Genomic DNA, 19127 nt, shown 5'->3' with positions numbered 1-19127 from the left:
ATGGCGAAGGAAAAGTTTGAACGCAATAAGCCGCACTGCAACATCGGCACGATTGGTCACGTTGACCACGGCAAGACGTCGCTGACGGCTGCGATCACGAAGGTTCTGGCTGAGTCTGGCGGTGCAACGTTCACCGCCTACGACCAGATTGACAAGGCGCCGGAAGAGAAGGCGCGCGGCATCACGATCTCGACGGCGCACGTTGAGTACGAGACCACGAACCGCCACTATGCGCACGTGGACTGCCCCGGCCACGCCGACTACGTGAAGAACATGATCACGGGTGCCGCCCAGATGGACGGCGCGATCCTGGTGGTGTCGTCGGCTGACGGCCCGATGCCGCAGACCCGCGAGCACATCCTTCTGGCCCGTCAGGTCGGCGTGCCGGCTCTGGTGGTGTTCATGAACAAGGTCGACATGGTCGACGACGCCGAGCTGCTCGACCTGGTTGAGCTCGAGGTGCGCGAGCTTCTGTCGAAGTACGACTTCCCCGGCGACGACATTCCGATCGTGAAGGGCTCGGCTCTTTGCGCTCTGGAAGACCGCTCGCCTGAGATCGGCCGCGACCGCGTGCTTGAGCTGATGGCTGAGGTTGACCGCTACATCCCGCAGCCGGAGCGTCCGATTGACCAGCCGTTCCTGATGCCGATCGAAGACGTGTTCTCGATCTCGGGCCGCGGCACGGTGGTGACGGGTCGCGTGGAGCGCGGCATCGTGAAGGTCGGCGAGGAAGTGGAGATCGTGGGTCTGCGCGACACGCAGAAGACGACGGTCACGGGCGTCGAGATGTTCCGCAAGCTGCTCGATCAGGGTCAGGCTGGCGACAACGTGGGCGTTCTGCTGCGCGGCACGAAGCGCGAGGACGTGGAGCGCGGCCAGGTGCTGTGCAAGCCGGGCTCGATCAAGCCGCACACGAAGTTCAAGGCCGAGGCGTACATCCTGACGAAGGAAGAGGGCGGCCGTCATACGCCGTTCTTCGGCAACTACCGTCCGCAGTTCTACTTCCGCACGACCGACGTGACGGGCGTGGTGAAGCTGCCCGAGGGCACCGAGATGGTGATGCCGGGCGACAACATCACGATGGAAGTGGAGCTGATTGCTCCGATCGCCATGGAAGAGAAGCTGCGCTTTGCTATCCGTGAAGGCGGTCGTACCGTCGGCGCCGGCGTCGTCGCCGCCGTGATGGATTGATAAGAGAGGATCAAAGGACAGCGGCCGGATTACGGTCCGGTCGCTTCCCTTGTTGAATGGATAAGCCATGAACGGTCAAAACATTCGTATTCGCCTTAAGGCGTTCGACCATCGGATCCTCGACGCTTCGACACGTGAAATCGTGTCGACTGCGAAGCGGACCGGCGCCCAGGTTCGCGGGCCCATCCCGCTACCGACGCGCATCGAGCGCTTTACGGTGCTTCGCTCGCCGCACATCGACAAGAAGTCGCGCGAGCAGTTCGAGATGCGCACTCATAAGCGTGTTCTCGATATCGTGGACCCCACCCCGCAGACGGTTGATGCTCTGATGAAGCTCGATCTTGCTGCTGGTGTGGACGTGGAAATCAAGCTCTAAGCCGTTGGGCTAGGAGCTTTCGGTAGACACGCCGAGAGGATACGCACATGCGCTCAGGCGTCATTGCACAGAAACTCGGGATGACCCGCATCTTCACGGATGCCGGTGAACATATCCCAGTCACGGTTCTGAAGGTCGACAGCTGCCAGGTTGTCGCTCACCGGACCATGGAAAAGAACGGCTACACCGCGCTGCAGGTCGGCGTCGGCAAGGCCAAGGTAAAGAACGTTTCGAAGGCTGAGCGCGGACGGTTCGCCGTTGCGCAGGTCGAGCCGAAGCGCAAGCTCGCGGAGTTCCGCGTTTCCGAGGATGCTGTCATCCCCGTGGGCGCCGAGATCACCGCTGATCACTTCATTGCCGGTCAGTTCGTGGACGTCACGGGCATCACCACCGGTAAGGGCTTCGCAGGCGGTATGAAGCGCTGGAACTTCGGCGGTCTTCGCGCCACTCACGGCGTGTCGGTCTCCCACCGTTCGATCGGTTCGACCGGTGGCCGTCAGGATCCCGGCAAGACGTTCAAGAACAAGAAGATGCCAGGTCACCTGGGTGTCGAGCGCGTCACCACGCAGAATCTGCGTGTTGTGTCGACCGACGTCGAGCGCGGTCTGATCCTCGTCGAAGGCGCCGTTCCTGGCGTTGCCGGCGGCTGGATCTTTGTCCGTGACGCGGTGAAGCGGAAGCTGCCGAAGGAAGTGCCGATGCCCGGCGCATTCCGCTCGGCCAACGACGCTGCGCCGGCCCCCCAGGCTGAGCAGGCCCAAGAGGAGAATGCGTGATGAAGCTCGATATCACCACGCTCGAGGGCAAGACGTCCGGTTCGGTCGATCTGAACGAGGCCATCTTCGGTCTCGAGCCGCGCGCCGACCTGCTCGCCCGTTGCGTTCGCTGGCAGCTTGCAAAGCGCCAGGCTGGTACGCACGCTGTGAAGAACCGTTCTGACATCGATCGTACGACGAAGAAGGTTTACAAGCAGAAGGGCACCGGTAGCGCCCGTCACGGTGCTGCCAGCGCTCCCCAGTTCCGGGGCGGCGGCCGCGCCTTCGGCCCGCAGGTTCGTAGCCATGCTCACGACCTGCCCAAGAAGGTCCGCGCTCTCGCTCTGAAGCACGCTCTCTCGTCCAAGGCGAAGGATGCCTCGCTCGTCGTGCTCGACGATGCGACGCTCTCCGAGCCGAAGACGAAGGCTCTCATCGAGCGCTTCGGCAAGCTCGGCCTCGGCAATGCCCTGATCATCGGTGGCGCCGAGATCGAGGCGAACTTCCAGCGGGCTGCTCGCAACATCCCGAACATCGACGTCCTGCCGGTGCAGGGCATCAACGTCTATGACATCCTGCGTCGCGAGAAGCTCGTTCTCACGAAGGCAGCTGTCGATGCGCTGGAGGCGCGCTTCAAATGAGCCTGGACCCGCGCCATTACGATGTGATCGTAAGCCCGGTCATCACCGAGAAGGCGACCGCTCTTTCCGAGCAGAACAAGGTCGTGTTCAAGGTGCGCCCGGAAGCGACGAAGCCGCAGATCAAGGAAGCGGTTGAGAAGCTGTTCGATGTCAAGGTGAAGAGCGTCAACACGCTTGTCACCAAGGGCAAAGTGAAGTTGTTCCGCGGCACCCGCGGCCAGCGGTCGGACGTGAAGAAGGCGGTTGTGACCCTCGAAGAGGGCCAAACCATCGACGTCACGACGGGCCTCTGATCGGTTGAGAGAGTGATCCGATGGCTTTGAAAACGTTCAAACCAATCACCCCCGGCCTGCGCCAGCTGGTGATCGTCGACCGCAGCGAGCTCTACAAGGGCAAGCCGGTCAAGAAGCTGACGGAGGGCAAGAGCTCCTCCGGCGGCCGTAACAACATGGGTCGCGTGACCGTCCGCTTCCGTGGCGGTGGTCACAAGCGCACCCTGCGCCTGGTCGACTTCAAGCGTCGCGGCCGTATGGGCGATGTGGCGACCGTGGAGCGGATCGAGTACGATCCGAACCGCACCGCCTTCATCGCGCTCATCCGCTACGCCGACGGCGAGCAGTCCTACATTCTGGCTCCGCAGCGTCTGGCTGTCGGCGACCAGGTGTCGGCTGGCGAGCAGGTCGACATTAAGCCGGGCAACGCGATGCCGATCGGCAACATGCCGGTGGGAACGATCATCCACAATGTCGAGCTGAAGATCGGTCGCGGCGGCGCTCTTGCCCGCTCTGCCGGCACCTACGCTCAGATCGTGGGTCGTGACCAAGGCTACGTGACGGTCCGCCTGAATTCCGGCGAGCAGCGCATGGTCCATGGTCAGTGCTTCGCCAGCATCGGCGCGGTGTCGAACCCCGACCACATGAACACCTCGATCGGTAAGGCCGGCCGTAACCGCTGGCTCGGCAAGCGCCCGCATAACCGCGGCGTTTCCATGAACCCGATCGACCACCCGCACGGTGGTGGTGAAGGTCGTACCTCCGGTGGCCGCCATCCGGTGTCCCCGTGGGGCGTCCCCACCAAGGGTAAGAAAACCCGTTCGAACAAGCGGACCGACAAGTTCATTGTGTCGAGCCGCCACGCTCGTAAGAAGTAAGGATAGAGGCACGTCATGGCACGTTCGCTTTGGAAGGGTCCGTTCGTCGACGGCTACCTCCTCAAGAAGGCCGAGGCTGCCCGTTCTTCGGGCCGCAACGAGGTCATCAAGATCTGGAGCCGCCGCTCCACGATCCTCCCGCAGTTCGTGGGCCTCACGTTCGGGGTCTACAACGGTCAGAAGCACATTCCCGTCTCCGTGAGCGAGGAAATGGTGGGGCACAAGTTCGGTGAGTTCTCGCCGACCCGCACCTTCCACGGCCACGCAGCGGACAAGAAGGCGAAGAGGAAGTAAGATGGGTAAGGCCGCAACTCCTCGCGCGCTGAGCGACAACGAGGCTCAAGCCGTCGCTCGCATGCTGCGCGTCAGCCCCCAGAAGCTCAATCTCGTTGCGGGCCTTATCCGCGGCAAGAAGGTTTCTGCAGCTCTCGCCGATCTCGAGTTCTCCCGTAAGCGCATCGCTCGCGATGTGAAGAAGTGCCTCGAGAGCGCCATCGCCAACGCCGAGAACAACCACAACCTCGATGTGGACGATCTCGTCGTCAGCCAGGCATTCGTCGGCAAGGCGCTTGTCATGAAGCGCTTCCACGCCCGGGCCCGCGGTCGCGGTGCTCGTATCGAAAAGCCGTTCTCGAACCTCACGATCGTGGTTCGGGAAGTTGCCGAACAGGCATAAAGGAGAACCAGATGGGTCAGAAAGTTAACCCGATCGGTCTTCGGCTCGGCATCAACCGGACCTGGGACTCGCGCTGGTTCGCCGGCAAGGGCGAGTACGCCAAGCTGATGCATGAGGATATGGCGATCCGCGAAGCTCTGATGAAGCAGCTGAAGCAGGCCGCCGTTTCGAAGATCGTGATCGAGCGTCCGCACAAGAAGTGCCGCGTCACCATTCACTCGGGTCGTCCGGGCGTGGTGATCGGCAAGAAGGGTGCCGACATCGAGAAGCTCCGCAAGATCGTCGCCAAGATGACCGACGCGGATGTGGCGATCAACATCGTCGAAGTCCGCAAGCCGGAAGTCGATGCTACCCTGGTGGCCGATTCGATCGCTCAGCAGCTCGAGCGCCGCGTCGCTTTCCGCCGCGCCATGAAGCGCGCCGTTCAGTCGGCGATGCGTCTGGGCGCTGAGGGCATCCGTATCAACTGCTCGGGCCGTCTGGGTGGCGCTGAAATCGCCCGCCTCGAATGGTACCGCGAGGGCCGCGTTCCGCTGCATACGCTGCGCGCGGACGTCGATTACGGCGTGTCGACGGCGTTTACGACCTATGGCACCTGCGGCATCAAGGTCTGGATCTTCAAGGGCGAAATCCTTGAGCACGATCCGATGGCTCAGGACAAGCGGATGAACGACGAAGGAGGCCGCTCTGGTGGCCGCCGCGAGAACGCGGCGTAACGGAGAGGTCAGGAGAGGTTTGCCATGTTGCAACCGAAGAAAACCAAGTTCCGTAAGCAGTTCAAGGGCCGTATTTCCGGCACTGCGAAGGGCGGTACGGACCTCAACTTCGGCCAGTTCGGCCTGAAGGCGATGGAACCCGAGCGTATCAATGCTCGTCAGATCGAGGCGGCTCGCCGCGCCATCACCCGCGCCATGAAGCGTGCGGGTCGGGTGTGGATCCGCATCTTCCCGGACGTGCCGGTGTCGACGAAGCCGACCGAAGTACGTATGGGTAAGGGTAAGGGCGCTCCCGAGTATTGGGCAGCCAAGGTAAAGCCTGGCCGCATCATGTTCGAGATCGACGGCGTGACCGAGGAGACCGCCCGTGAGGCGCTTCGTCTCGGCGCTGCCAAGCTCCCGATCAAGACGCGCTTCATCCAGCGCATTGCCGAGTAAGGAGAGGGGATCATGAAGTCCAAGCAGAGATTCTCTGACCTTAAGGCAATGTCCGCTGATCAGCTGTCGGAAGAGTTGCTGAACCTGAAGAAGGAGCAGTTCAACCTCCGCTTCCAGCGCGCCACCGGCCAGCTCGAGAACACCGGACGCGTCCGTGAAGTCCGCCGGGACGTCGCCCGCGTCAAGACACTGCAGCGCCAGAAGGCCGCTGCGGCTAAGGCTTAAGAGGAAATCAAGATGCCGAAGCGCGTTTTGCAGGGCGTCGTTGTCAGCGATAAGCAGGACAAGACGGTCGTCGTGAAGGTAGAGCGTCGTTTTACGCACCCGGTCCTGAAGAAGACCGTGCGTAAGACGAAGAACTACCACGCTCACGACGAGAATAACCAAGCTAAGGTGGGTGACACGGTCTTCATCGAAGAGACCAAGCCGCTCTCCAAACTCAAGACCTGGGTGCTCGTCGACCAAGCGAAGGCCTAAAAAGGCTTTCTTTTGGGGTTGTCCGATAGGGGCGGTTCGTGTATACGACCGCCTCTCTCGACATTTGAAGGGCAGGGGACATCAGATCCCCGTCAGGCGTAGTCCGGGGGGCAATCGTGCCTTGACCCGGAAACCTGTCTGAAACAAAGGAAAGGATCAAAGCCATGATCCAGATGCAGACGAATCTTGACGTCGCCGATAACTCCGGCGCCCGTCGCGTGATGTGCATCAAGGTTCTCGGCGGTTCGAAGCGTAAGTACGCTTCCGTGGGCGATATCATCGTCGTATCCGTGAAAGAGGCTATTCCGCGCGGCCGCGTGAAGAAGGGCGACGTCATGAAGGCGGTCGTCGTGCGCACCGCGAAGGACATCCGTCGCGCTGACGGCTCGGTCATTCGTTTCGACCGCAATGCCGCCGTTCTGATCAACAATCAGAAAGAGCCGGTCGGCACCCGTATCTTCGGCCCCGTTCCGCGTGAACTGCGTGCCAAGAACCACATGAAAATCATTTCGCTTGCGCCGGAGGTGCTCTAATGGCCGCGAAGATCAAGAAGGGCGACAAGGTCGTTGTCCTGACCGGTCGCGACAAGGGCAAGACCGGTGAAGTCGTGCAGGTGCTCCCCAAGGAAGATCGCGCGGTTGTCCGTGGCGTGAACCTCGTGAAGCGCCATCAGCGCCAGACGGCGACGCAGGAGAGCGGCATCATCTCGAAAGAGGCCTCGATCCAGCTGTCGAACCTGGCCTATGCAGACCCGAAGGACGGTAAGCCGACCCGGGTTGGTTTCAAAGTTCTCGAAGACGGCCGCAAGGTTCGCTTCGCCAAGCGCTCGGGAGACCTGATCGATGGCTAAGGCTCAGGTGGACGGCTACACGCCGCGGCTGAAGAAGCACTACGAAGAAGTGGTGCGTCCGAAGCTCATTGAAGAATTCGGCTACAAGAACCCCATGGAAGTGCCGCAGATCGAGAAGATCGTGCTCAACATGGGCGTTGGCGAATCGACTGCCGACTCGAAGAAGGCTTCTGTCGCTGCTGCCGACCTCGCGCTCATCGCGGGTCAGAAGCCGGTGATCACGAAGGCCCGTAAGGCTATCTCGCAGTTCAAGGTCCGCGAGAACATGCCGATCGGCACGAAGGTTACGCTCCGCAAGGTGCGTATGTACGAGTTCCTCGATCGTCTCGTCACCATCGCGCTTCCCCGCGTTCGCGACTTCCGGGGCCTGAACCCCAAGTCGTTCGACGGCCGCGGCAACTACGCAATGGGCATCAAGGAGCACCTGGTGTTCCCTGAGATCAACTACGACAAGGTAGAGCAGGTTTGGGGTATGGACGTCATCATCACGACGACGGCCAAGACCGACGATGAAGCCCGCGCTCTGCTGCGTCACTTCAACTTCCCGTTCCGGCAGTGAGGATAGCTGTCCTCAGACGCGGACACTGGAGATAAAAAATGGCTAAGAAAAGCGCTATTGAGAAGAACAAGCATCGTCGTGAGCTGGTGAAGAAGTTCGCCGGCCGCCGCGAGCGCCTCCTGGCGGTCGCTAATGACGAGTCGAAGTCCATGGAGGAGCGCTTCGAGGCGCGCCTCAAGCTGGCTGAGCTGCCGCGCAACTCGAACAAGACCCGCATCCGCAACCGTTGCGAGATCACGGGCCGTCCGCGTGCGTACTACCGCAAGCTCGGCATGTCGCGCATCGCTCTGCGCGAGCTCGGCAACAAGGGCCTGATCCCGGGCCTCGTGAAGTCCAGCTGGTAATAGGGAGAGCATCATATGATCAACGATCCGTTGGGCGATATGCTCACCCGTATCCGCAACGCGCAGATGCGCCGCCGCGGTACTGTTTCCACCCCTGGCTCCAAGCTCCGTGCTCGCGTTCTTGAGGTTCTCAAGAGCGAAGGCTACATCCGCGACTATTCGCAGACCGAGTTCGGCAATGGCCGCACCGAGTTTTCGATTGAGCTGAAGTACTATGACGGTCAGCCGGTGATCCGCTCCATCGAGCGCGTCTCCAAGCCGGGCCGCCGCGTGTATGCTTCCGTCGACGCCATGCCTCGCGTGGCCGACGGTCTGGGCATCACCATTCTCTCGACGCCTCAGGGCGTGATGGCCGATCATGAGGCCCGTGAGAAGAACGTGGGCGGCGAAGTGCTCTGCAAGGTCTTCTAAGGCCTAGGCATCAGCACAGAACCACGGAGATTCGAAAATGTCACGAGTAGGCAAAAAGCCGGTTCCGGTTCCGTCGGGTGTGACGGCGACCGTTGACGGTCAGATGGTTAAGATGAAGGGCTCGAAGGGCGAACTCTCGTTCCTCGTTCCCGAAGAAGTGTCGGTTGTTCTTGAGAACGGCGCCGTGTCGGTGACCCCGCGCGACCAGTCCAAGATTGCCCGCGCCAAGTGGGGCCTCTCCCGCGCTCAGGTTGCCAACCTGGTGCAGGGCGTGTCCAACGGCTTCGAGAAGCGCCTTGAGATCAACGGCGTCGGCTATAAGGCCGCCGTCGCTGGCAAGGTGCTGAAGCTGTCGCTCGGCTACAGCCACGACATCGACTACGAAATCCCGGCCGGCATCACGATCGTGACGCCCAAGCCGACGGAAGTGGTCGTGTCCGGGATCGACAAGCAGAAGGTTGGCCAGACTGCCGCCGAGATCCGCGAATACCGCGGTCCGGAGCCCTATAAGGGCAAGGGCGTCAAGTATGCCGGCGAGTTCATCTTCCGCAAGGAAGGCAAGAAGAAGTAAGGACGACGTATCATGGCTGAGAAGAAAGGCGCTGAAGATCGCCGCAAGGCTCGTGTACGCCGTGCGATCAGGAAAGCAGCGAACGGACGCCCGCGGTTGTCGGTGTTCCGTTCGTCCAAGCAAATCTATGCCCAGGTTATCGATGACGTGCGCGGCGTGACCGTCGCGTCGGCTTCGACGATGGAGAAGGATCTCAAGGGCAAGCTCAAGACCGGCGCGACCGTCGAGGCCGCAAAGGAAGTGGGCAAGCTCGTTGCAGAGCGCGCAGCCAAGGCTGGCGTGAAGCAGGTGATCTTCGATCGCTCGGGCTACCTCTATCACGGTCGCGTCAAGGCTCTCGCCGACGCTGCCCGTGAAGGCGGTCTGGACTTCTAATTCTACGATAATTCATGAGCGGGGCGGGGAGTGTTTACCTCCCGTCCCGATCGTGCTTTACGGCGGGTATCGTATAAACCCCTTAGCGAGCGGGCCCGCCGCCCGCGCAAGTGAGAGGTCTCATGGCAAGAGAACCCAGAGAACGTGCTGATCGCGAAGAGCGCGACAGCGAATTCGTGGATCGCCTGGTCCACATCAACCGCGTTGCCAAAGTCGTGAAGGGCGGCCGTCGTTTCGGCTTTGCTGCTCTCGTCGTCGTCGGCGACCAGAAGGGTCGCGTCGGCTTCGGTCACGGCAAGGCCCGTGAGGTTCCGGAAGCGATCCGTAAGGCGACCGACGCTGCGAAGCGCGCGATGATCCGCGTGTCCCTCCGCGAGGGCCGCACTCTGCACCACGACGTGAACGGCCGCCATGGCGCCGGCAAGGTCGTGCTGCGTGCTGCTCCCGCAGGTACCGGCATCATCGCAGGCGGTCCGATGCGCGCTGTCTTCGAGGCAGTCGGCATGCAGGACGTCGTGTCGAAGTCGCTCGGCTCGTCGAACCCCTACAACCTCGTTCGCGCGACTTTCGACGCGCTCAAGAACGAGGACAGCCCGCGCTCCGTGGCTGCGCGCCGTGGCCTGAAGGTCTCGACGCTGCAGGCTCGCCGTCGCGACGCCGATGCGTCTGCCGACGTTGGCGCTGACGCGTAAGGGAGGCTTCCACAATGGCAAAGAAGCCTGCAGCAGCAGCAACCACCATCACCGTTGAGCAGATCGGTTCGCCGATCCGCCGCGAGGCCAAGCAGCGCCAGACGCTGATCGGCCTCAAGCTCAACAAGCTTCATCGCACCTCGACCCTCGAAGACACGCCGTCCGTGCGTGGCATGATCGAGAAGGTCAAGCACCTCGTGCGCGTTGTCGACGGGCAGTGAGGAGAGCGATCATGAAACTGAACGAAATTCGCGATAACGAAGGTTCCACCAAGAACCGCATGCGCGTGGGCCGTGGTATCGGCTCGGGCAAAGGCAAGACCGGTGGCCGCGGCGTGAAGGGTCAGAAGTCCCGTACCGGCGTGTCCATCAAAGGCTTCGAAGGCGGTCAGATGCCTCTGCACCGTCGTCTGCCGAAGCGCGGCTTCAACAAGCCGAACGCCATCGACCTCAACGAGGTCAATGTCGGCCGCATTCAGCAGGCTATCGAAGCCGGCAAGCTCGACAAGGCCGCAACCGTGACCGTCGAGTCGCTGGTTGCCGCCGGTGTGGTCTCCAAGCCGCGTGACGGCGTGAAGATCCTCGGCGTGGGCGAGCTCAAGGCAAAGCTGTCCTTCCAGGTCCATGGCGCGTCCAAGTCGGCCGTCGAGGCGATCGAGAAGGCGGGCGGCTCGGTGACCCTCCTGGGCGCCGTTGCACAGGCGTGAGCCTGAGCCCACATTAAGCCAGATCCAAGCGGCGGCCCGCGTCTGATCGCGTGGCCGCCGTTTGTGTGATGTGAGTTACGTAAGTTTCAGTTTGACTGCGCCTCGCGAAGGCGCGATCAAGCTCCTGCCTTCCAAGTTTTTGCATGGTCCGTGCGGAGGTCGCCTTCGCTTTACGTCGATCATGCTTGGGTATTTCGGGGACGAAAAATGGCTTCAGCAGCCGAGCAACTCGCCGCAAACATCAATTTCGGTTCTATCGCCAAAGCCGAAGAATTGAAGAAGCGCATTTGGTTCACCCTCGGTGCGCTTATCGTCTATCGTCTCGGCACCTACATCCCGCTGCCCGGCATCAATCCGGAGGCCCTCGCTCAGAGCTTCCAGAACGCCAGCGGCGGCGTGCTTGGCCTTTTCAACATGTTCTCGGGCGGCGCCGTCGAGCGTATGGCCATCTTCGCCCTGAACATCATGCCCTACATCTCGGCATCGATCATCGTCCAGCTCCTCACGTCCGTTCTGCCCTCCCTCGAGGCGCTCAAGAAGGAAGGCGAGGCGGGCCGCAAGATCCTGAACCAGTACACCCGCTACCTCACGGTTTTCCTCGCGCTGTTCCAGTCCTGGGGCATTGCCGTGGGCCTGCAGAGCTCCGGCAACATCGTGCTGGATCCTGGCCCCTTCTTCCTGATCTCCACGGTCATCACGCTTACCGGCGGCACCATGTTCCTCATGTGGCTGGGTGAGCAGATTACCTCGCGCGGCATCGGCAACGGAACCTCGCTCATCATCTTCGCGGGCATCGTGGCCAACCTGCCCACCGCCATTGCCGGCACCCTCGAGCTCGGCCGTCAGGGCGCGATCTCTACGGGGCTGATCATCGGCGTGATCGTGATGGCGATCGCCATCATCTACTTCGTGGTGTTCATGGAGCGTGCCCAGCGCCGCCTGCTGATCAACTATCCGAAGCGCCAGGTCGGCAATCGCATGTACGAAGGGCAGACTTCCTTCCTGCCGCTCAAGCTCAACACTTCGGGCGTGATCCCGCCGATCTTCGCATCCTCGCTTCTCCTGCTGCCGGCCACCATCGCCAGCTTCCAGAGCAGCGCGGACGGCACAGGCATCATTGCCACGCTCACGGCCTACCTGGGCCACGGGCGCCCGGCCTACATGTTCCTGTATGCGGCCCTGATCGCCTTCTTCGCCTTCTTCTACACGGCCATCGTGTTCAACCCGACCGAGACGGCTGACAACCTGAAGAAGCAGGGCGGCTTCATCCCCGGCATTCGCCCCGGTGAACGGACGGCCGACTTCATCGATCAGGTGTTGACTCGCATCACCGTTATCGGTGCAGCTTACCTCGTCATCATCTGCCTGATTCCAGAGCTTCTGGTCTCATATGCGGCCCTGCCATTCTACTTTGGCGGCACTTCGCTTCTGATCGTCGTGTCTGTTACCATGGACACAGTTGCCCAGGTACACGGCCATCTGCTGGCCCACCAGTATGAGGGCCTCGTCAAGAAGGCGAAGCTGAAGGGCGCGCGGCGGCGTTAAAAGATCGGGTCTCCCGCACCGCACGGCGGGAGATCCTTCGACTTGTGAGGGGATAAGTCTATGAGGATCATCCTGCTGGGGCCGCCTGGGGCCGGTAAAGGGACCCAGGCTGTGCGTCTGGTCGAGCGCCTGGGGATCCCTCAGCTGTCGACCGGCGATATGCTCCGCGCAGCGGTGGCTGCCGGAACGCCGGTCGGACTCAAGGCCAAGGCCGTGATGGACCGGGGCGATCTGGTTTCCGACGATATCGTGGTCGGCATCATCGCGGACCGGATCGAAGAGGCCGATGCCAAGAAAGGCTTCATCCTCGACGGTTTCCCCCGGACCGTGGCCCAGGCTGAGGCCTTCGATGCCATGCTCGCTGAAAAGGGCCTCAAGCTCGACGCCGTCGTCGAGTTCAAGGTCAATGAAAACGAGCTCGTGGAGCGCATCGTCAAGCGCGCCCAGGAAACCGAGGCCCGCGGCGAACAGGTCCGCAAGGATGATAATCCGGAAGTCTTCAAGACCCGACTCGAGGCTTACCGCACTCAAACGGCGCCCTTGTCGTCCTATTACCAGGGCAAGGGCATGCTGAAGACCGTCGATGGCATGATGCCCATTGATGAAGTGACCGAAGCGGTCAAGGGAATCCTGGGTCGCTGAAGAGTAGGGGGTTGACATGCGAGGGGAATCTCGCTAGGGCCATGCCTCTTGCACATGAACCTGCATATCCAGAGGGTTTCTTAGGAAGCCACTCTGGTTTGTTGTGTTGCAATAAGCCCGCGCAGGGGCCGGCCTCCACCGGACGCGCGATAAACATCAACCGAAGCTCAGGCTTCGCCACATGGAGACGGACGATGGCTCGTATAGCAGGCGTCAACATCCCGACCGGCAAGCGCGTTGTGATCGCGCTTCAGTATATCCACGGCATTGGGCCCAAGAAGGCTCAGGAGATCATCGAGAAGGTCAACATCCCGGCCGAGCGCCGCGTGAACCAGCTGACCGACGCCGAGGTTCTGGCCATCCGTGAAACCATCGACCGTGATTACATGGTGGAAGGTGACCTTCGTCGCGAAGTGTCCATGAACATCAAGCGCCTCATGGATCTCGCCGCCTATCGTGGTCTTCGTCACCGTCGCAGCCTGCCCACCCGCGGCCAGCGTACGCACACGAACGCCCGTACCCGTAAGGGTAAGGCGAAGCCGATCGCCGGCAAGAAGAAGTAAGAATTCACAGGCCACCCAGTCCGGGTGGCCCTTTCTCCCGAGCGCCTGGCATGACGGGCGCGTTTGAAGGACCAGCAGAATGGCAAAAGAAGCGACCCGCGTCCGCCGCCGCGAACGTAAGAACATCGTCTCCGGCGTGGCGCATGTGAACGCCTCGTTCAACAACACCATGATCACCATCACCGACGCCCAGGGCAACACGATCTCGTGGTCCTCGGCTGGCGCGATGGGCTTCAAGGGCTCGCGTAAGTCGACCCCGTACGCCGCCCAGGTTGCGGCTGAGGACGCAGCCCGCAAGGCTGCCGAGCACGGCATGCGCACCCTCGAGGTCGAGGTGTCCGGTCCCGGCTCCGGCCGTGAGTCCGCGCTCCGCGCCCTTCAGTCGGCCGGCTTCACCGTCACCTCGATTCGTGACGTGACGCCGATCCCGCACAACGGCTGCCGCCCGCGCAAGCGTCGTCGCGTCTAATTCAAGATCATCCGGCGCGTGGGCTACGGCCCGCGCGCATTCCGGTTTAGGGCCGGCTTTGACGCCGCCCTTCGAGCGGTACCTCAAGAGGTGTGGTTGTGATCCAAAAGAACTGGCAAGAGCTGATTAAGCCGAACAAGCTCGAAGTCGCCCCCGGTGACGATCCGAAGCGCATCGCGACGGTCGTGGCCGAGCCGCTCGAGCGTGGTTTCGGTACGACGCTCGGCAACTCGCTGCGTCGCGTTCTCCTGTCGTCGCTCCAGGGCGCCGCTGTGACGTCGATCCATATCGACGGCGTGCTGCATGAGTTCTCGTCCATTCCGGGCGTCCGCGAGGACGTGACGGACATCGTCCTGAACGTGAAGTCCATCGCCATCAAGATGCAGGGCGAGGGCCCGAAGCGCATGACGCTTCGCAAGACCGGCCCTGGCGCCGTCACCGCCGGCGACATCAACACGGTCGGCGACGTGCAGATCCTGAACCCCGAGCTCGTACTCTGCACCCTCGACGAGGGCGCCGAGATCCGCATGGAGTTCACGGTGGATACCGGCAAGGGCTACGTTCCTGCCGAGCGCAACCGCGCTGAGGATGCTCCGATCGGCATGATCCCGGTCGACTCGCTCTACAGCCCGGTGAAGAAGGTGTCCTACCGCATCGAGAACACCCGCGAGGGCCAGATTCTCGACTACGACAAGCTCATCATGACGGTCGAGACCAACGGCGCTGTGACGCCTGAGGATGCCGTGGCTTATGCCGCCCGCATCCTGCAGGACCAGCTTCAGGTCTTCGTCAACTTCGAAGAGCCCCGCAAGGAAGAGACCGCTGCCGCTGCTCCGCAGCTGCCGTTCAACCCCGCGCTGCTCAAGAAGGTCGACGAACTCGAGCTGTCGGTCCGTTCGGCGAACTGCCTGAAGAACGACAACATCGTCTATATCGGCGACCTCATCCAGAAGTCCGAGGCGGAAATGCTCCGCACCCCGAACTTCGGCCGCAAGTCGCTCAACGAGATCAAGGAAGTTCTCGCCGGCATGGGCCTGCACCTCGGCATGGACGTGCCCGGCTGGCCGCCGGAGAACATCGAAGACCTCGCGAAGCGCTTCGAAGAGCACTACTGAGTTTCTTGAAGCCGCCTTTCACCTGGAAGGCGGCTTCAAATCTGCCCCTCGCCGGAGTGCGGGGATCATAAGAGAGACGGCCGTACCTTGGCACGGCGGCCGTAAGATCAAGGAGAGAGCCAATGCGTCACGGATTTCGTGGTCGTCGCTTCAACCGCACGACCGAGCACCGCAAAGCAATGTTCGCCAACATGGCTGCTGCGCTGATCAAGCACGAGCAGATCGTCACCACCCTCCCGAAGGCCAAGGACCTCCGTCCGGTCGTCGAGAAGCTGATCACCCTCGGCAAGCGCGGTGACCTGCATGCCCGCCGTCAGGCCATGTCGCAGCTCCGCGACGAGGCGATGGTGAAGAAGCTGTTCGCCATTCTCGGCCCGCGTTATCAGGAGCGCAACGGTGGCTACACCCGCGTTCTGAAGGCTGGCTTCCGCTATGGCGACAATGCCCCGATGGCTGTGATCGAGTTCGTTGACCGCGACGTGGATGCGCGCGGCCAGGACTCCGGTCCGACCCAGAAGGAAGAGATCGTCGAGGCCGCTGAGTAATCGCTCGGCTTCGCTAGACTTCATCAAGGGCGGTCCTTCGGGCCGCCCTTTTTGCTTGTGGGATCAGGCACCAGATCGGGGATGTTGGAACTTGGTGTTTCGGTCCTCGCGTTTTATCGATGGTTGCCGTTGTTGAAGGGATTCGCCGTGATGCGCTTTTCACCGTTCTGCCTGTCGATCATCGCCGTTGCCCTGGCCTTTGTAGCAGGGGAGGCGGCAGCCCAGACGCAGCGGGTGACACCCGAGAGCAAGGCGCAGGTTCAGCTCTCTTTCGCTCCTATCGTGCGCCAGACGGCAGGTGCCGTTGTGAACGTCTATGCCAGCCGTTCCGCCCGCCGTCAGAACTCGGCCATGGATGAGTATCTGCGCCGCTTCTTCGGCGACGATGCCCCGAGAGGCCCCCGCGGTCGCTCGCAGAATTCCCTCGGCTCGGGCGTAATCGTCGATCCCTCCGGTCTCGTGATCACCAACAATCACGTCATCGAGAACATGAGCGAGGTGAAGGTGGCTCTCGCCGACAGGCGGGAATTCGAGGCGGATATCCTGCTGCGCGACTCCCGTACGGATATCGCCGTGCTGAAGCTGAAGGACGCTTCGAACCTTCAGGCGGTCGAGCTGGGAGACTCCGAGGCTCTTCAGGTCGGCGACATCGTATTAGCCATCGGCAATCCTTTCGGCGTCGGCCAGACAGTTACCCAGGGCATCGTTTCCGCACTGGCGCGCACGCAGGTGGGCATCTCCGATTATCAGTTTTTCATCCAGACGGATGCCGCCATCAATCCCGGCAATTCGGGTGGCGCGCTCATTGACATGAACGGTCAAGTGGTCGGCATCAACACGGCCATCTATTCCCGCTCCGGCGGCAGCATCGGCATCGGCTTCGCTGTTCCGTCCAGCATGGTCCGGGTGGTGCTGAACTCCGCCAAGGGCGGCGCGCGCAACGTGGTACGCCCCTGGCTCGGCGCGCGGCTTCAGCCTGTCGACGGCGACATCGCCACGGGTCTGGGGCTCGAGCGTCCGACAGGGGTTCTCGTCACCGCCGTTCATGACAAAGGCCCAGCCACCGAGGCCGGCCTGAAGCGGGGCGACGTGATCCTCGCGGTGGATGGTCAGCCGGTCGATAACCCCGATTCCTTCGGCTATCGCTTCACGCTCAAAGGCACCCAGGGTCAGGTGCCGTTGACGGTGCTGCGCGGCGGAAAGCAGAACACGCTCCAGGTCAGGCTCATGCCTCCGCCGGAGACCCCATCCCGTGAGCCGGTGCGTGGTCGTGCGCGTACCCCATTTGCGGGCGCGACCCTCGTCAATATTTCACCCGCAGTAGCCGATGAGCTTCAGATCGAAGTGGCGGATGAAGGCGTTGTCATCGCCGAGCTTGAAGAGCGCAGCGTGGCCGCGAGCGTCGGCTTCGAAAAAGGCGATCTGGTCGTTGCCATCAACGGCGAGCGGCTGGCCTCGACCAAGGATGCCGAGCGTCAGATCGAGCGTACCGGAGGCTATTGGGAGATCACGATCAATCGCGGAGGCCGCGTCTTCACGACGGTTCTCGGTCGATGAGCGGGTGGACGGTTTCGAACACGCTCTCTCCGGGTGATCTCGATACGGCCTATCGCTGGATTGCATCGGAGACTTACTGGGGCAAGGATCAGCCACGTTCGTTCTTCGAGCGCTCGGTAGAAAACTCTCTGTGCTTTGCCTTGCGCGATGCCGTCGGTGATTTGCGCGGCTTCGCCCGGGTTGTGACGGACAAGGCGACCTTCGCTTATCTCTGCGATGTCTTCGTCTGCGCGAGCACGCGCGGACAGGGAGCGGGCAAGGCCCTGGTGAGCGCCATCATGGAGCATCCGGACCTTCAGAACCTGCGCCGCTGGATGCTGGCGACGCGGGACGCCCATGGCCTGTATGCGCAGTATGGCTTTTCACCACTGGAAAATCCGGAAAGGCTCATGGCGCGGCTGGACCCGGACGTCTATGCGCGCCTAAGCTCTTCGTCCTCATGAGCGACCTGTTTTCATCCGCCGGTCTCGACCAGAACGCACCCAGGCCCCTGGCCGACAGGATGCGTCCGCAGAAGCTGTCCGAGGTCGTAGGGCAGGATCATCTCGTCGGCCCGGATGGAATCCTGACCCGGCTCATTGCTTCGAAGTCCCTGGGCTCCCTGATCTTCTGGGGACCGCCCGGCACCGGCAAGACCACAGTTGCCCGGCTCCTCGCCCATGAGACTGAGCTGCATTTCGACCAGATCTCCGCGATCTTCTCCGGCGTAGCCGACCTGAAGAAGGTGTTCGAAACCGCCCGGCATCGCCGATCCATGGGAAAGGGCACGCTGCTCTTCGTCGACGAGATCCATCGCTTCAACCGTGCCCAGCTCGACGCCTTTCTGCCCGTCATGGAGGACGGCACGATCACGCTGGTCGGCGCGACAACCGAGAACCCGTCCTTCGAGCTGAACGCGGCGCTGCTGTCCCGGGCGCGCGTGCTTCTCTTCAAGTCTCTGGATGAACAAGCGATCGCGAAGATCCTCGCCAGGGCCGAGGAGATCACGGGCAGGACGCTGCCGCTCGACGAGGAGGCCCGCGCCTCCCTTGTGCGCATGGCCGATGGGGACGGGCGCGCCGTGCTCACGCTGGCGGAAGAGGTCTGGCGCTCGGCCAAGCCAGACGAGGTGTTCGATGCTGAGCAGTTGCAGGAGATCATTCAGCGCCGCGCGCCGATCTACGACAAGGGGCAGGAGGGGCATTACAACCTCATCTCCGCGCTCCACAAGACCGTCCGCGGTTCTGACCCGGACGCCGCGCTCTATTACCTTGCTCGCATGCTGGATGCCGGCGAGGACCGGCTTTTCATCGCGCGCCGCCTCGTGCGCATGGCGGTGGAGGATATCGGTCTCGCCGATCCGCAGGCGCTGGTAATCGCCAATGCGGCCAAGGATGCCTTCGACTTCCTTGGCTCGCCCGAAGGTGAACTCGCGCTGGCACAGGCTGCCGTCTATCTCGCGACCGCGCCTAAATCGAACGCGCTCTATACGGCCTACAAGGCGGCGACCAGGGTGGCGAAGGAGCATGGCTCCCTCATGCCTCCTCGCACGATCCTCAACGCGCCCACCAAGCTCATGAAGAAGATCGGGTATGGCGACAATTACCGCTACGATCACGATGAGCCGGATGCATTCTCGGGGCAGGATTACTGGCCGGAGAAGCTGGGGCGGCAATACTTCTACGAGCCGGTGGACCGTGGGTTTGAGCGCGAGGTGAAGAAGCGGCTCGACTGGTGGGAGAAGCTGCGCCGTGAGAGGAACGGCGAGGACGAGCAGGAGTAAG

At 62.1% G+C, this 19127-nt stretch carries 31 protein-coding genes; all 31 read left to right on the top strand.

Going from position 1 to position 19127, the window contains the following annotated elements; all coding sequences use genetic code 11:
• Positions 1 to 1191 carry an elongation factor Tu gene (tuf, locus tag BLP10_RS15435; RefSeq protein ID WP_091136389.1) on the top strand — a complete coding sequence of 397 codons (1191 nt, stop codon included), beginning with the start codon at positions 1 to 3 and terminating at the stop codon, positions 1189 to 1191.
• A 67-nt stretch (positions 1192 to 1258) separates the two neighbouring features.
• A complete protein-coding gene (gene rpsJ, locus BLP10_RS15430; RefSeq protein WP_009764298.1) occupies positions 1259 to 1567 on the top strand; it encodes a 30S ribosomal protein S10 in 309 nt (102 codons plus the stop codon).
• A 47-nt stretch (positions 1568 to 1614) separates the two neighbouring features.
• Positions 1615 to 2343, top strand: a complete 729-nt coding sequence (gene rplC, locus BLP10_RS15425) for a 50S ribosomal protein L3 (RefSeq protein ID WP_091136386.1) — start codon at positions 1615 to 1617, stop codon at positions 2341 to 2343.
• The gene (gene rplD / locus BLP10_RS15420; protein WP_091136382.1) at positions 2343 to 2963 is read left to right on the top strand and encodes a 50S ribosomal protein L4; all 621 of its coding nucleotides are present in this window, start codon (positions 2343 to 2345) and stop codon (positions 2961 to 2963) included. Before rplC ends, rplD begins: the two co-directional genes overlap by 1 nt.
• Positions 2960 to 3256, top strand: a complete 297-nt coding sequence (locus tag BLP10_RS15415; protein ID WP_091136379.1) for a 50S ribosomal protein L23 — start codon at positions 2960 to 2962, stop codon at positions 3254 to 3256. Before rplD ends, BLP10_RS15415 begins: the two co-directional genes overlap by 4 nt.
• 20 nt (positions 3257 to 3276) lie before the next feature.
• Positions 3277 to 4113, top strand: coding sequence for a 50S ribosomal protein L2 (gene rplB / locus BLP10_RS15410; RefSeq protein ID WP_091136376.1), 837 nt, complete (start codon positions 3277 to 3279; stop codon positions 4111 to 4113).
• A 15-nt stretch (positions 4114 to 4128) separates the two neighbouring features.
• Positions 4129 to 4407, top strand: a complete 279-nt coding sequence (gene rpsS / locus BLP10_RS15405) for a 30S ribosomal protein S19 (protein ID WP_036358350.1) — start codon at positions 4129 to 4131, stop codon at positions 4405 to 4407.
• Position 4408: 1 nt separating this feature from the next.
• Positions 4409 to 4789 (top strand): 50S ribosomal protein L22, encoded by a 381-nt coding sequence (gene rplV / locus BLP10_RS15400; RefSeq protein WP_091136373.1) that lies wholly within the window; start codon positions 4409 to 4411, stop codon positions 4787 to 4789.
• Between the two features lie 11 nt (positions 4790 to 4800).
• Complete coding sequence (gene rpsC / locus BLP10_RS15395; RefSeq protein ID WP_091136370.1) at positions 4801 to 5505, top strand: 30S ribosomal protein S3; 705 nt, start codon at positions 4801 to 4803, stop codon at positions 5503 to 5505.
• Positions 5506 to 5529: 24 nt separating this feature from the next.
• A complete protein-coding gene (rplP, locus tag BLP10_RS15390; RefSeq protein ID WP_091136366.1) occupies positions 5530 to 5943 on the top strand; it encodes a 50S ribosomal protein L16 in 414 nt (137 codons plus the stop codon).
• A 12-nt stretch (positions 5944 to 5955) separates the two neighbouring features.
• On the top strand, positions 5956 to 6168 hold the full coding sequence (gene rpmC, locus BLP10_RS15385) for a 50S ribosomal protein L29 (RefSeq protein ID WP_091136363.1): 213 nt from the start codon (positions 5956 to 5958) through the stop codon (positions 6166 to 6168).
• A 12-nt stretch (positions 6169 to 6180) separates the two neighbouring features.
• Entirely contained in the window at positions 6181 to 6420 is a 240-nt protein-coding gene (gene rpsQ, locus BLP10_RS15380; protein ID WP_091136359.1) for a 30S ribosomal protein S17, read from the top strand.
• Positions 6421 to 6584: 164 nt separating this feature from the next.
• A complete protein-coding gene (gene rplN, locus BLP10_RS15375; RefSeq protein ID WP_009764309.1) occupies positions 6585 to 6953 on the top strand; it encodes a 50S ribosomal protein L14 in 369 nt (122 codons plus the stop codon).
• The gene (rplX, locus tag BLP10_RS15370; RefSeq protein ID WP_091136356.1) at positions 6953 to 7270 is read left to right on the top strand and encodes a 50S ribosomal protein L24; all 318 of its coding nucleotides are present in this window, start codon (positions 6953 to 6955) and stop codon (positions 7268 to 7270) included. Before rplN ends, rplX begins: the two co-directional genes overlap by 1 nt.
• A complete protein-coding gene (rplE, locus tag BLP10_RS15365; RefSeq protein WP_091136352.1) occupies positions 7263 to 7829 on the top strand; it encodes a 50S ribosomal protein L5 in 567 nt (188 codons plus the stop codon). The genes rplX and rplE overlap by 8 nt, the downstream gene beginning before the upstream one ends.
• Before the next feature lie 38 nt (positions 7830 to 7867).
• The gene (rpsN, locus tag BLP10_RS15360) at positions 7868 to 8173 is read left to right on the top strand and encodes a 30S ribosomal protein S14 (RefSeq protein WP_091136349.1); all 306 of its coding nucleotides are present in this window, start codon (positions 7868 to 7870) and stop codon (positions 8171 to 8173) included.
• A gap of 15 nt (positions 8174 to 8188) precedes the next feature.
• Positions 8189 to 8584, top strand: a complete 396-nt coding sequence (rpsH, locus tag BLP10_RS15355) for a 30S ribosomal protein S8 (protein WP_091136345.1) — start codon at positions 8189 to 8191, stop codon at positions 8582 to 8584.
• Between the two features lie 37 nt (positions 8585 to 8621).
• Complete coding sequence (gene rplF / locus BLP10_RS15350) at positions 8622 to 9155, top strand: 50S ribosomal protein L6 (protein WP_091136343.1); 534 nt, start codon at positions 8622 to 8624, stop codon at positions 9153 to 9155.
• 12 nt (positions 9156 to 9167) lie between these two features.
• A complete protein-coding gene (gene rplR, locus BLP10_RS15345) occupies positions 9168 to 9530 on the top strand; it encodes a 50S ribosomal protein L18 (protein ID WP_091136340.1) in 363 nt (120 codons plus the stop codon).
• 122 nt (positions 9531 to 9652) lie between these two features.
• Positions 9653 to 10222 (top strand): 30S ribosomal protein S5, encoded by a 570-nt coding sequence (rpsE, locus tag BLP10_RS15340; RefSeq protein WP_091136336.1) that lies wholly within the window; start codon positions 9653 to 9655, stop codon positions 10220 to 10222.
• A gap of 14 nt (positions 10223 to 10236) precedes the next feature.
• Positions 10237 to 10443, top strand: coding sequence for a 50S ribosomal protein L30 (gene rpmD / locus BLP10_RS15335; RefSeq protein WP_091136331.1), 207 nt, complete (start codon positions 10237 to 10239; stop codon positions 10441 to 10443).
• 11 nt (positions 10444 to 10454) lie between these two features.
• Positions 10455 to 10928 carry a 50S ribosomal protein L15 gene (rplO, locus tag BLP10_RS15330; RefSeq protein WP_091136328.1) on the top strand — a complete coding sequence of 158 codons (474 nt, stop codon included), beginning with the start codon at positions 10455 to 10457 and terminating at the stop codon, positions 10926 to 10928.
• 207 nt (positions 10929 to 11135) lie between these two features.
• A complete protein-coding gene (gene secY, locus BLP10_RS15325; RefSeq protein WP_091136324.1) occupies positions 11136 to 12473 on the top strand; it encodes a preprotein translocase subunit SecY in 1338 nt (445 codons plus the stop codon).
• Positions 12474 to 12533: 60 nt separating this feature from the next.
• Entirely contained in the window at positions 12534 to 13115 is a 582-nt protein-coding gene (locus tag BLP10_RS15320) for an adenylate kinase (RefSeq protein WP_091136322.1), read from the top strand.
• Positions 13116 to 13309: 194 nt separating this feature from the next.
• Positions 13310 to 13678: a 30S ribosomal protein S13 gene (gene rpsM / locus BLP10_RS15315; RefSeq protein WP_091136319.1), complete on the top strand. Its 369-nt coding sequence runs from the start codon at positions 13310 to 13312 to the stop codon at positions 13676 to 13678.
• A 79-nt stretch (positions 13679 to 13757) separates the two neighbouring features.
• A complete protein-coding gene (gene rpsK / locus BLP10_RS15310; protein WP_091136316.1) occupies positions 13758 to 14147 on the top strand; it encodes a 30S ribosomal protein S11 in 390 nt (129 codons plus the stop codon).
• 92 nt (positions 14148 to 14239) lie between these two features.
• Positions 14240 to 15262 carry a DNA-directed RNA polymerase subunit alpha gene (locus BLP10_RS15305; protein ID WP_175493930.1) on the top strand — a complete coding sequence of 341 codons (1023 nt, stop codon included), beginning with the start codon at positions 14240 to 14242 and terminating at the stop codon, positions 15260 to 15262.
• A 122-nt stretch (positions 15263 to 15384) separates the two neighbouring features.
• Positions 15385 to 15807, top strand: coding sequence for a 50S ribosomal protein L17 (rplQ, locus tag BLP10_RS15300; RefSeq protein ID WP_091136314.1), 423 nt, complete (start codon positions 15385 to 15387; stop codon positions 15805 to 15807).
• Positions 15808 to 15957: 150 nt separating this feature from the next.
• Positions 15958 to 17364, top strand: a complete 1407-nt coding sequence (locus tag BLP10_RS15295) for a Do family serine endopeptidase (RefSeq protein ID WP_091136311.1) — start codon at positions 15958 to 15960, stop codon at positions 17362 to 17364.
• Positions 17361 to 17807, top strand: coding sequence for a GNAT family N-acetyltransferase (locus tag BLP10_RS15290; RefSeq protein ID WP_091136308.1), 447 nt, complete (start codon positions 17361 to 17363; stop codon positions 17805 to 17807). The genes BLP10_RS15295 and BLP10_RS15290 overlap by 4 nt, the downstream gene beginning before the upstream one ends.
• Positions 17804 to 19126: a replication-associated recombination protein A gene (locus BLP10_RS15285; protein ID WP_091136304.1), complete on the top strand. Its 1323-nt coding sequence runs from the start codon at positions 17804 to 17806 to the stop codon at positions 19124 to 19126. The genes BLP10_RS15290 and BLP10_RS15285 overlap by 4 nt, the downstream gene beginning before the upstream one ends.
• Position 19127: the final 1 nt, after the last annotated feature.

The organism is Microvirga guangxiensis (assembly GCF_900102135.1).
GTDB lineage: Bacteria > Pseudomonadota > Alphaproteobacteria > Rhizobiales > Beijerinckiaceae > Microvirga > Microvirga guangxiensis.
This window is presented reverse-complemented; position numbering and strand designations above follow the sequence as displayed.